Origin of the sequence: Sulfitobacter geojensis, assembly GCF_000622325.1 — a bacterium.
Classification (GTDB): Bacteria; Pseudomonadota; Alphaproteobacteria; order Rhodobacterales; family Rhodobacteraceae; genus Sulfitobacter; species Sulfitobacter geojensis.
This window is the reverse complement of sequence record NZ_JASE01000005.1, coordinates 3,729,443-3,741,748: the sequence shown is the minus strand read 5'-3', so window position 1 is coordinate 3,741,748 and position 12,306 is coordinate 3,729,443. Positions and strand designations below refer to the sequence as shown.

Genomic DNA, 12,306 nt, shown 5'->3' with positions numbered 1-12,306 from the left:
TAGGATTGGAGCAACGATGAGCCAGACATCAGATGCCATGGAGTTGCGTGAGGAAGATATTGCGGGCCATGTGGCCGTGGCGCAGGCCTTGTTGGAAGGGTTCGACCATGCGCCGCGCATTGGCACGGCGGCCGGGGCGGAACCGGTGGAACGCTCGTCAGGAATTGGAACAAGGCGCAGGTTTCGCAGCACGACACCGGGTTTGGTCACGCAACGGCGGGTAGCATCGGGTGCGGTGTCACTGATTGCACGGGTTGAGGGCGCGGACGGCGATGATGCGCTGATGTCGCCGATGCAGGCGACGGTGCTGCACGCATTGCGCCGCGCTATCGCGATTGCCTTGGCGGTGGCGGAGAATGTGGCAGAGCATTCGGGCCTCGGTGATCTGAAGCGGGCTAACCTTGAGGGGTCTTTGCCTGCCGCCCGCAAGTCGGAGTTTAGTGAATTGTTGGCGGCGGAGGCCTTGGTCACGCTCTACGTCTTTGGCAATGCAGCCGCTTATCTGCTGTCCTCGCATTTGCCGGAAGCCTCTGTTGAGGTGGGCGATGTAGAGGAAGTGCTGACCGATAATGGTCAGAACGCGCTGCACGGAGCATTGTGGGAGCTGGATCAGGACATCGCGGCGCATGGGACGGATGATGCCCGTCTGGTGGCGACGGTGTCAGCCTTTGCCGAGGTTTTGATGGAAAAGGTCGCGCTGCGGGCGCAATCGGCCCCGAGGCTGGAGACGTTTTCATCGGCAAGCTGGCGTGTTGAGGCGGATGATTTCACCGTGTCCGGCTTCACGCCTGCGCATAAGGCGGCGTCGACCAAGCTGACCATGACGTTCAAGAAACCGAACGAGGTGGTAGGCAATCACATCGCCAAGTATCAGGCGATGAAACTTGCCAAGATGCTGATGGCCTATGACTTCGACCGGCGGTTGAACCCCTTTGCGGAGTTGGGCGGATTTATCTTTACCTTCATGGGCGATGGCGCGCCGGGGACGGGGAAAACGACTCTGATCCAGATGATGGCGGGGTTAATCTCGGAGTATTGTGCCAACGCGGATTATCCGTTTCGCTATCAGAACCTGAGCACGGATAATATCGACAGCTATCAGGGCAAATCGGGCCAGAACGCGAAGGCGTTTATCAACACTATCATTGACCCGTCAGTGATTGGCTTTGGCACGATTGACGATATTGACCAGCTGGCGGGCAAGCGCGGGGACAGGCAGTCGAGTGCGGGGCAGTTGGAGATTACCGCCGTGTTGATGGAGAGTTTCGCGGGGGCCAATACGGTTGTGCGGGGAAATTGCACCTTCGGGATGTTCTCGAACTACCCCGAGAACGTGGACGATGCTTTGCGCCAACGCGCAGGGGCGCGGTTCCTTGTCGACGGTCCGCAGACGCGGGAGGATTACGTCGATATCCTCTATCTGCTGATGGGCAAGAACCACGATATTCCGCTGGGGGAGCATCAGGTGTTCGAGGCGCAGGCGATCAAGAAAGCCGTTGCCGCGTCGTTCGAGGGGCACTCAAAACCGCATGAGGCGGGGTTGCTGACGGTCTATGAAGCTGTGCGCTCGGAGATTGGCGAGTTGGATACGATCAACAAGCTGGGCACCTATCTGAAGGGGATACAGGAGGCCGATCCGCGTTTCACGGGGCGGGCGATCAAGAACATCACGGATGCGGTGAAGGTGCGGGCGATGGACTTTGAATTGCCCGATGAGTGGATGGAGCAGCCGGATTTGTTCCTGTTCAAAGGCTATGACGAGAAGAAAGCGATGATTGAGGGGATGCGCCAGCCGATCACGGTGGAGATGGTGGTGCAGGAGATCAATCGCTACGCGGATTCAGAGTTCCGTTATGCGGATAAGTCGGATGAGGTGGCGATCGAGAATGCCGTGAGGGATATGGGGCGGATGGAAGAGGCGAAGAAGCGTTATTTGTCGGGGGGTGAGGGGTGAGTAAAAGATCTAAAGAAGTGTTGGGACGAGTTATAGACAGATATAGAAATATTCCTGATGAATTAAGAAGTGGCAAACCACTTCGAGTTGGGGAAGCTCTCACAAAGATTTTTTTGCTAGTTATACTTATGTTAGCGATAGGGCCACAGCATACGGAAAGTAATGGCTGGCAATGGCGCTTCTTCGTCTTCTTGTTGTCTCCGCCAAATGAGATCGGCGACACCTTTGCAGGAATTGCAGGCGTCCTTGCTTTTCTTTGGATCATTGTGACCGTTTGGCTTCAAAGCTTGCAGCTCGCAGATCAAAAAGAGGAGATATCTCGACAAGCTGATGAGTTTGAAAAGATGAACTCGACGATGAGCCAACAGAATTTTGAAAATTTCTTTTTTGAATTGGTAAATACACAGAACTCAATTGTGAATTCGTTTGATTTACGGAAGTCAAAAGACGGATCAATTATTTCTCAAGGGCGCGATTGCTTTGAGAATTTTTATAGGGATGTCGTTGGCTACGATATGCGTTGGATAACGCAGGAGTCGGAGAACCCTGATAATGCAAGTGAAAATTATGAGAAAGTACTTCAGGATCATGGATCAGACTTAGGCCAGTACTTTAGGTTCACCTACAACGCTATGAGGGAGATTGAAGAATCTGAGTATTCTTCTAAGCGGCATCGACGTTTGTTCAGAGCACTTTTTTCAGATGATGAACTTCTTATAATTTTCTACAATTGCTTGAATCGACGCGGAAAAAAGTTTGTTCGATACGCTGAGAGCTTTGAAATTTTCAACAATCTTCCTCACGATAGGCTTGTGCGCAGAGAACATTGGGAAGAGTACCAAATATTGGTTGAGAAATTCTCATGAACCGCCTCATCAAACACGGCCTCATGTTCGGCAACTTGTTCCATGTCTCCTCGCCCGCGTTGGTCGAGCGCTACAACCGGGCGCTCGAACACCTCACCGGCAAACGCACAAAACTTACCGACTTCCACATCGACATCTCCGGCTACTCCCCCGAGGTGGGCGATGACCTGAACGATCAGGCCTACCTCAACCACCAAGGCGTCAACCGGCAGTTTATTCTGCTGAGCATGGAGCAGCGCACGGCACCTTTGCTCAATATGAAATTCTCGACCTCGCGTGCGATCCTGCAAGACTTCATTGCCGAAAACGAAGCGCAACTGTTTGCCCTGACGGCGCGGGATGCGGTGGCGGGGGAGATGGTGAATTCGGTTTATGACGTCACCACGCCGGCGCGGCTGTTTGACATTCGACGGGTCGAGATTGAGGCGGATACCACGGCAGGCACGGTGAAAGACGCGGAGAAACTCGGCGCGATGGTGGACCGGTTCAAGACGGAACCGGATGGCTGGTTTGATGATGTGTTGATTGCGGAGATGATCACGCTGGCGGGCAAGACCGGTGATGTGGTGCGCAATCCGGTGCGGTTGAAACAGATGGGGTTTGACCAGCGCAACTTTTGGACCGCGCATTTTGGCGGGCTTTATGTGTTTCAGGATGTGGATCATCCTGCGGTGATTGCGCCTTCGGGCAAGGACCATTTGGGCGACTTGCCGATCAAGTACACCTTTGACGGGCACGACAGGAACCAGATTGCGAAGTTCTTTGAATACAACGATCTGACCGAAACGATTGTCGAGGGGCGCAAGGATCATGCGGCGGCGATCCTGCGTCAGAAGATGGATTTTATTCTGGTGGATGCGGTGGCGGATCAGGGGGATCTGGCGGGGGCGACGCGGGCGGATATGCGACGTCTGGCGCGGACCCATCGCGACAAACTGCCAGAGGAGTTTCACGCGCTGAATGCGCTGGTGAACTGGGCCGAGAATGGCGGCAAGTGGCCGCGCATCACCTCGGATCATCCGGCGTATTTCTACACGTTGCGTGCGTCAGACACCAAAGACGCGGGTTTGGTGAATATGTTGTTGGCCGAGCTTGCACCCAAGGACGCGCGGCAGATGTTCATTTGCCACAAAGAGCTGTTTTATGCGACCTATGCGCGCTGGCCCGAGGCGAAAAAGGCTTACGTTGTGGATTTCCTTGTGGCCGAGTATCAGGTGGACAAGGCGGGCGCGCGCGATACATTGTTTGGCCATGACGCGCCGATGGAAGACCCCGTGCGGGACAGGCCCGAACGCGATCTGATTGCGCGGGTTGGCCCGTGGGGCGCTGTGAGGGGGAACAGATGATCGGGTTTATCCGTCTTTTCGGGATGCTGTTTATCGCATTGACGGTGATCTACGTGTCGCTGTCGTTTTACAGCCGTGCAGTGCGCAAATCAAAGCTCAAGAAAAAGTGGCACGCGGGTAAGCAGCTGGTGGATCGTGATACCTTTGTGCAGCGGGGTCTTGAACGCTATGACGGGTCAATCCGGCGCAAATTGATTTTGGGCGTGTATGTTGTGCCTGTGGTGGTGATTGCGGTGATCATCTACCTGACGAATTTTACCTGAGAGGGTGTGACGATGTTTTCGGTTATCAAATGGGTTTTCTGGGGCACCATCTGGGTGCTGGTTCTGGCAGTGTTTCACTACACGCTGCCGCAGGTCGATATCGTACGGGTGACGGACACTTACGAAAAACGCATTGATCCGGGCGAGAATTCCCTGTTCTGGGCGCAGGCGGATGTCGGATCGGATGGCACCGTGGCGAACCGCGATGTGTTCTTTATCCAGACGCGACGCGCCAAGGGGGACGTGATGGTCTACCGCAACGAGGACACCGGTTGGGGCTGGCCGCCCTATTTCAAGTTCGACACCTCGAACCTGCAAGCCGAAGCGGCAGATGCGAAATCGACATCGGATGCGGCGAATTATTTCGCGCTCAAGCATTACGGCTGGCGCAACGAATTCCTGACGATCTTCCCCAATGCGATTTCGCTTAAACCGGTGGACGGGCCCGATGCCTCCAAGGGGATCCCATTCCTGAACATCTTTATCATCACGCTGTTTGCCGCGATCGCATGGGCGATCTGGGTGCGCTGGCGGCGGTTCCGCATGGCGCGGATCGACCCGACGCTTGAGGCGATCGAGGATGATTTTGCAGAACGGGGCGGTGCAGTAAAACGCTGGCTGGGGACGTGGAAGAAAAAGCTCTAAGGGTTGTGCGTTCTCAAGCTGGATCAATCCGCGAAAAGATAATCGGTTGAGGCGATTTCCTGTGCCTTTTCGGCAGGGATCGCCAAAAACGAGGTCAGCGCATCGGCGTTCTTTTCCACATCCGATGTTTCACGCATCCGCGACAGGTTCTCGAAATGCGCATCGCGGATGCGGTCGCTTTCAAACACCATATCGTTGCGGATGGTCGGGAGCAGCCGTTCGAGCGTATCATTCGAGGTCTGATCACCCGCCAGCCCCACACGCATGGCGTGACCCGTGAGATAATCATCGCTGAACTGGCATTCGATTTCCATGATGCGTGTGGTAGAGCGGTCGGCGGCAAAGTCGTTCAGCAGGTCAAGGTTGGCCGGATCCATACAGATGATCAGCTTGTCTGTTTCGAAATAGTCAAACAACATCCGCATCAATGCCCGCCTGTGGCGATGGCGTTTTTCCAATGTGTTCTGGATGCCGCCAAGGTCGGGCAGGGGGGTGTCCTCTTCGTTGAACAGATATTCAATGGCGGGGACATTGGTGACCTGCCGGATGCGATCCAGCACACGTTTGGCCACATGCCATTTCTTGCAAACCACAATCAGCAGTTCGCGCTCACGGCCCAGTGTGCTTTCGGTTTCCCAAAAGCGGGTGGCAAAGCGGCGTCCGTTGCGCCCGCGACCGGACAGGAACTGGAACAGGCTGCGCCCTTCGTTGCTGATCTGGAATTGCACGCCCTGCGCCACATAAAGCAAGCCAAGACGGCGCTTGAGGTCTTGCGCTTCGGGGCTGATTTTGCGCGCGAACAGATAATCCTGCGACAGCAATAGTTCATAGTGATCGTTGTAAAACGTCACCGGCATTCCGTAATCGGTGAACATCAAAAAGGTCAGCGTGCGCGACCGGATTTCGTTTTCGGGGACCAGATGGCGCACGAGGGTCTGGAAAAACGTTTCATCGGGAATCCATGTGGTGCGGAAGAACCGCGCGACATCGCGACGTTTTCTGACAAACTTCAGCACCGCTTCGATGGTGCGGCGACGCAGACACCACCACTGCGAACCGATCATGATTTGCAAATCTTCCGGAATGTCGCGTTGCAAGCCAAGACGTTTTTGCGCTTCGAACAGAAAGTAGAACAGCCGCTTGTGTTCGCGTTCGTTAACAAGGTGGCGGTAGATCAGCCGCTCTTCCTTCCATCCGGTCTTGATCCAGTCACTTTCGAAATAGTCGAAGCTTTCGATAAAGTCGGCGTCGTTATCGTCCAGAAAGCGGTGGGTGTACTCAGCAGATTTGATGGCCATGCAATCACCCGACAGCATGTAGAAATGCGAAGCCCGCGGGAAAGCGTCCACGGCAGATTGAACGGCGTTTAGCGTCGCCTGCACCAGCGACCATTCCCCCCAACCGCATTTGATGCGCTTTTTGGCAAAGGTGACGTTCGGGTTATTGGCCAGCGCTTCCTTGATCTGCTTGAAATGTGCGGCTTTGGCCGACGCGTCAAAATGGATCGACATGTAGTCCCCGACCGCAGTCAAACGCTCCGCTTGCCGGATAACGGCCTCGGGGTCTTTGTGACATAGTAATATATAGGCGATTTTTGCCATGCCGAAGACGATGAGCCCTTTTGACTTTGATTGTTTCGTTGATAATGGTGAAGACAGATTGAATAAACACCATTAATTTGCTTTTTTAAGCCAAGACCGAACTGTTGCAAAAACAGTCGCATGAGCAGAGGACGCGCAGTATGGGATTTCCCGGCACCTGGATGACTGAGAGTGAAAGCGTGGTATACCGCGTGGTACCAAAGTGCGCCTGTTCAACCATCGGTCAGATCATGTTCTATTCGGATCACGGAAATTTCTTTGACGGTGACATCCATGACGCGCAATCTGGCATGCATAAATGGGCGCTTGAGGCGTCGCAGGTGCCGATCACCGCAAATGTGACGAACCACGCCTCCTATTCCTTTACCTGCGTGCGCAACCCTTACACGCGCATCCTGTCGTCGTTCTTCGACAAAATCTGTGGCATCCAGCGCAATGGCAAAAGATATCGCGGCAATCTGGTGCCTTTGCTGATCCAGAAATACGGTATCGAAGTGGGCGGCGATGACGGCAAGCAGGACTTCGACCAGATCCAAAGCTTTCGCCGGTTCCTGTTATTTGCCCGCGACACCATCCGCTGGCGCCGCCCGATGGACCCGGACATCCACTGGTCCGCGATGTCGGGCCATGTCAGCACCTTCATCGTGAACGGCGGGAAGTATGACAAAATCGTCTGGACCGAAAAGTTCAACGAAGGCATGCAGGACGTGTTGAATTCGATCAAGACACCGAACCCTGTGAACATCGAGGACATCCCCCGCTTTAACGAAAGTGAAGGACACGGGCCGAAACGCGCCCATCCGGTCGAGGATTATTTTGACGATCTGTCGATGCATCTGGTGCGCGAAATCTACAAGCGTGATTTTGATCTGTTCAAATATGATTTCGACAATCCGGCCAACAAGATGCCTGTCGGTGAAATTGATCTGGACGAAGTGCACGCCAAGCTCGGCGACTAGCACAGGCTGATCGTCTGCTGCGATGCTGATTTATGGCAAGTTTTCAGCCGAGTTGTTGACTGCCGCGCCGCTGTGACTTGCACGCGGGGCTGCGGCGTCCTACATCCCGTATCATGGCCCAAGTTAAATCATCATCGAAATCAGACCCGAACTACAAGGTTATCGCTGAAAACCGCCGCGCGCGGTACGATTACGCGATCGAGGATGATATTGAATGCGGCATAATCCTTGAGGGTTCCGAGGTGAAATCCTTGCGCATGGGCGGATCGAATATCGCCGAAAGCTATGCCGCGGTCGAGGATGGCGAGTTGTGGTTGGTGAATTCCTACATCGCGCCCTACAAACAGGCCAAAACCTTTGGTCACGAGGAACGACGCCGTCGTAAATTGTTGGTCAGCCGCAAACAGTTGGCCGATCTGTGGAGCGCAACGCAGCGCAAGGGCATGACACTGGTGCCGCTGGTGATGTATTTCAACCATCGCGGCATGGCCAAGATCAAGCTGGGCATCGCCAAGGGTAAGCAGAACCACGACAAGCGTGAAACTTCGGCCAAGCGGGATTGGGCGCGTCAGAAATCGCGCCTGATGAAAGACAACCACTAGGCCTTTGCGGCTCCATCTACTTGCCAGTCACAGCCCGCAGCGGTAGTCAGGATTAACATCCTGACGAAAGGCCTGCGCATGACTGATGACCCCAAAACCCTTGTGTCGACCGGATGGCTGGCCAAACATTTGAAAGACCCCGATATGCGCGTGCTGGATGCCTCGTGGTATCTGCCGGACGCGGGGCGTGACCCGAAGGCCGAGTATGATGCGGCCCATATCCCCGGCGCGCGGTTTTTCGATATTGAAGATATTTCGGACGCGCGCTCCGACCTTCCTCATATGGCCCCGCCGGTCGAAAAATTCATGTCCCGTATGCGGGCGATGGGTGTCGGCGACGGGCATCAGATCGTGGTGTATGACGGTGCAGGTTTGATGTCGGCCGCCCGCGTCTGGTGGCTGTTCAAGCTGATGGGACAGGACAATGTTGCAGTGCTGGACGGTGGCCTGCCAAAGTGGGTGGCCGAGGGCAACGCAACCGAAGACATGCCGCCGATCCCGCGTGACCGTCACATGACCGTGCGGGTGCAAAACAATCTGGTGCGGGATGTCACGCAGGTGGCCCATGCGTCCAAACTGGGCGATCCGCAGATTGTCGATGCCCGCGCGCCGGCCCGTTTTCGCGGCGATGCGCCAGAACCCCGCGAGGGGCTGCGTGCCGGCCATATACCGAAATCCCGCAACGTGCATTACGAGGCCCTGTTGAACGCGGATAAAACCATGAAAACCCCCGATGAAACCCGAGCAGTGTTCGAGGCCGCAGGTGTTGATCTGGCCAAGCCGGTGATCACCAGCTGCGGGTCGGGCGTGACGGCGGCGATCCTTGCGCTGGCACTGGAACGAATGGGCCATACCGATTGGTCACTTTATGATGGATCATGGGCGGAATGGGGCATGTTCCCCACTGTTCCCGTGGCAACTGGAGAAGCTTAATGTTTGAAACTCTGCAATCGCAACCTGCGGATAAAATTCTTGCCTTGATGCAGATGTACAAGGAAGATCCGCGTACAACCAAGGTAGACCTTGGTGTGGGCGTCTATAAGGACGCCACCGGCCTGACACCGGTGATGCGCGCAGTCAAAGCCGCCGAACAGCAGATATGGCAGTCCCAGGACACTAAAGTTTATACCGGTCTTGCAGGCGATCCCGCCTTTGCCGATGCGATGGTTTCGCTGGTGCTCGGCGATGCGGTGCCGCGTGCAACTGTTGCGGCGGCAGCGACCCCAGGTGGGACGGGCGCGGTGCGTCAGGCGTTTGAAATGGTGCGCATGGCCAAGCCGGACGCGCGGGTGTTTGTCTCTGATCCTACGTGGCCCAACCACCTGTCCATTCTGAAATATCTTAACATCGAAATCGTTCCGTACCGCTATTTCGACAATGAAACCCGTGGGGTGGATTTCGACGGTATGATGGCCGATCTGAAAACCGCACATGCGGGTGATGTGATCTTGCTCCACGGTTGTTGCCACAACCCCACCGGCGCAAACCTGAACGCGGCCCAGTGGGATGACGTGATCAAGGTCTTGCAAGACACCGGCGCGACGCCAATGATCGACATCGCCTATCAGGGCTTTGGTGACGGTCTGGACGCGGATGCGGCGGCGACACGTAAACTGGTCGCTTCGGTGCCGGAATGCCTGATCGCGGCGAGTTGCTCCAAGAACTTCGGCATTTACCGCGAACGCACCGGATTGTTGATGGCCGTGGCTGCCGATCCTGCCGCGCATGCGCTTAATCAGGCGACACTGGCATTTCTGAACCGCCAGAACTTCAGCTTTCCGCCGGATCACGGGGCGCGGATTGTGACGACAATTCTGAACGACGACGCTTTGCGCGCCGATTGGATGGCCGAGTTGGAAGAAGTGCGCGGCGCGATGCTGGGTCTGCGCACACAGCTTGCTGGTGAATTGCAACGTCTGTCCGGTTCGGACCGGTTCGGTTTTCTGGCGCAACACCGCGGTATGTTCTCGCGGCTGGGCACGTCACCTGAAAAGGTCGAAGAGCTGCGCGTCAAACACGGTATCTATATGGTGGGTGACAGCCGGATGAACATCGCGGGCTTGAATGCCGACAGCGTGCCGGTTTTGGCGGCGGCGATCATCGACGTCGGCATCTAAGCCTGACGCATGGGGGGGGGCCGTCGCTTTGGCGTCGGCACTTCAACCCACCAATAAAAAAGCCCGGGCGATGACCCGGGCTTTTCGCGTTTTTAAAGGTGGAAACCTTAGCTCTTGGAGAACTCGGGGTAAGCGTCCATACCCAGCTCTGCCATGTCCAACCCGTTGATTTCGGCTTCTTCGCTGACGCGGATGCCCATGGTTGCTTTCAGGATGAACCAGACCACACCGGATGTAACGAAGGCAAAGACACCCACAACGATGATGGAGTAAAGCTGCGTGCCGAGGCTTGCGTCACCGTTTGTCAAAACAACCGCGATGGTGCCCCAGATACCGGCGCAAAGGTGCACAGGGATCGCGCCGACAACATCGTCGATCTTGAGTTTGTCGAGCATCGGTACGGCGAAGACAACAATCACACCACCGATACCACCGATGAGCGTGGCCATGCCAAGGGTTGGTGTCAGCGGCTCTGCCGTGATCGACACCAGACCGGCCAATGCGCCGTTCAGGATCATTGTAAGGTCAGGCTTCTTATACAGAACCTGCGTCAGGATCAGGGCCACGACGGCACCACCGGCAGCGGCTGCATTGGTGTTGGCAAAGATGCGGCCAACGTCGGCGATGTCACCTACAGAACCCATCGCCAGTTGCGAGCCACCGTTAAAGCCGAACCAGCCGAGCCACAGGATGAACATACCCAGTGTCGCCAGTGCGAGGTTGGAGCCCGGCATCGGGTTCACACGGCCGTCTTTGTATTTACCGATACGTGGGCCGAGGATCAGCGCGCCTGCGAGAGCAGCCCAGCCACCGACGGAGTGCACAACAGTCGAGCCCGCGAAGTCGAGGAAACCCATTTCGTCAAGGAAGCCACCGCCCCATTTCCAGGAAGCCTGCAAAGGATAGATGATACCTGTCAGGATGACGACGAAGATCAGGAAGGGCCACAGTTTGATACGTTCAGCCAACGCACCGGACACGATAGACGCGGTCGCCGCACAGAACATCAGCTGGAAGAAGAAGTCGGACGCGGTGGAAGCATAGCTGCTGTCATCCGCACCGGCCAGATCAATACCAACCGCTTCGAGAATGCCAACGCCGAAGACGCCGGAAAGCACACCTTCGATTGACCATGTGCCCAGAGGGTACATCAGGTTATAGCCGAACGCCCAATAGGCGATAGTGGCCAGTGAAAACAGTGCAACGTTTTTGGTCATCTGCATGGTGACGTTTTTGGAACGCACCAGACCCCCTTCGAGCATGGCAAAGCCGCATGCCATGAAGAACACCAGAAAGCCACCAATCAGGAACAGCAGGGTGTTCATGATCCAGACCATTTCGGCGGTGACGGCAGCAGCTTCTGCGTCCTGCGCCAGACCCACTTGCGGTACAGCAATCGCCGCCGCTGTGAGGAGTAGTTTTTTCGACAATGTCATCGTTTCGTTTCCCTTCTTGAGCTTAGATAGCGTCGTCGCCGGTTTCGCCGGTGCGCACCCGCACGGCCTGTTCCACGTCGAGGACAAAGATTTTGCCGTCGCCGATTTTGCCGGTCTGTGCTGTACGCGAGATCACTTCGACGATCTGGTCGGCAACGCCGTCTGCCACGACCAGTTCAAGTTTGACCTTGGGAACAAAGTTCACGACATATTCCGCACCGCGGTAAATTTCTGTATGGCCCGACTGTGCGCCGAAACCTTTAATTTCTGTTACCATCAGCCCGCGGACGCCCGCTTCGGTCAGCGCCTCACGCACCTCCTCCAGCTTGAATGGTTTAATTGTTGCAATGATGAGTTTCACTGATGATCCCTCTTTCGATTGGCAGGTGGTCCTGCGTTGTGCAGATGCAGAAACTGGCATTTTGCAGGTGAGCGGAAGGGTCCATGTGGAATCTGGCGGCGCAAAATCACCCTAAATGCACAAATTTTAAACAAATAGAAAAATTCGCACATAAAT

Annotated in this window: 12 protein-coding genes; 9 read left to right on the top strand and 3 right to left on the bottom strand. The window is 55.6% G+C overall.

Going from position 1 to position 12,306, the window contains the following annotated elements:
• Nucleotides 1-16: 16 nt before the first annotated feature.
• From Z947_RS0120335 to Z947_RS0120315, 5 genes are read left to right on the top strand one after another with little or no spacing between them, the layout of a single operon-like run.
• Nucleotides 17-1,954 (top strand): AAA family ATPase, encoded by a 1,938-nt coding sequence (locus tag Z947_RS0120335; protein ID WP_025046122.1) that lies wholly within the window; start codon nt 17-19, stop codon nt 1,952-1,954.
• The gene (locus Z947_RS0120330) at nt 1,951-2,820 is read left to right on the top strand and encodes a putative phage abortive infection protein (RefSeq protein ID WP_156026676.1); all 870 of its coding nucleotides are present in this window, start codon (nt 1,951-1,953) and stop codon (nt 2,818-2,820) included. Before Z947_RS0120335 ends, Z947_RS0120330 begins: the two co-directional genes overlap by 4 nt.
• A complete protein-coding gene (locus tag Z947_RS0120325; RefSeq protein WP_025046120.1) occupies nt 2,817-4,166 on the top strand; it encodes a DUF6638 family protein in 1,350 nt (449 codons plus the stop codon). The genes Z947_RS0120330 and Z947_RS0120325 overlap by 4 nt, the downstream gene beginning before the upstream one ends.
• Complete coding sequence (locus Z947_RS0120320) at nt 4,163-4,429, top strand: hypothetical protein (protein WP_025046119.1); 267 nt, start codon at nt 4,163-4,165, stop codon at nt 4,427-4,429. The genes Z947_RS0120325 and Z947_RS0120320 overlap by 4 nt, the downstream gene beginning before the upstream one ends.
• A gap of 12 nt (nt 4,430-4,441) precedes the next feature.
• Nucleotides 4,442-5,074: a DUF1523 family protein gene (locus tag Z947_RS0120315; protein ID WP_025046118.1), complete on the top strand. Its 633-nt coding sequence runs from the start codon at nt 4,442-4,444 to the stop codon at nt 5,072-5,074.
• Nucleotides 5,075-5,097: 23 nt separating this feature from the next.
• On the opposite strand, the gene Z947_RS0120310 is transcribed toward Z947_RS0120315, so the two are convergent.
• Entirely contained in the window at nt 5,098-6,675 is a 1,578-nt protein-coding gene (locus Z947_RS0120310; protein WP_025046117.1) for a DUF5928 domain-containing protein, read from the bottom strand.
• A 140-nt stretch (nt 6,676-6,815) separates the two neighbouring features.
• Here Z947_RS0120310 and Z947_RS0120305 point away from each other — a divergent pair, with 140 nt between their 5' ends.
• From Z947_RS0120305 to Z947_RS0120290, 4 genes are all read left to right on the top strand, one after another.
• Nucleotides 6,816-7,634, top strand: a complete 819-nt coding sequence (locus Z947_RS0120305; protein WP_025046116.1) for a sulfotransferase family protein — start codon at nt 6,816-6,818, stop codon at nt 7,632-7,634.
• A 113-nt stretch (nt 7,635-7,747) separates the two neighbouring features.
• Nucleotides 7,748-8,236, top strand: coding sequence for an SsrA-binding protein SmpB (gene smpB / locus Z947_RS0120300; RefSeq protein WP_025046115.1), 489 nt, complete (start codon nt 7,748-7,750; stop codon nt 8,234-8,236).
• A gap of 78 nt (nt 8,237-8,314) precedes the next feature.
• Entirely contained in the window at nt 8,315-9,169 is an 855-nt protein-coding gene (sseA, locus tag Z947_RS0120295) for a 3-mercaptopyruvate sulfurtransferase (protein WP_025046114.1), read from the top strand.
• Entirely contained in the window at nt 9,169-10,353 is a 1,185-nt protein-coding gene (locus Z947_RS0120290; protein ID WP_025046113.1) for an amino acid aminotransferase, read from the top strand. The genes sseA and Z947_RS0120290 overlap by 1 nt, the downstream gene beginning before the upstream one ends.
• Nucleotides 10,354-10,460: 107 nt before the next feature.
• Here Z947_RS0120290 and amt read toward each other — a convergent pair whose 3' ends face one another.
• Nucleotides 10,461-11,789 (bottom strand): ammonium transporter, encoded by a 1,329-nt coding sequence (amt, locus tag Z947_RS0120285; RefSeq protein WP_025046112.1) that lies wholly within the window; start codon nt 11,787-11,789, stop codon nt 10,461-10,463.
• Nucleotides 11,790-11,811: 22 nt separating this feature from the next.
• A complete protein-coding gene (locus Z947_RS0120280; protein ID WP_025046111.1) occupies nt 11,812-12,150 on the bottom strand; it encodes a P-II family nitrogen regulator in 339 nt (112 codons plus the stop codon).
• Nucleotides 12,151-12,306 lie beyond the last annotated feature (156 nt).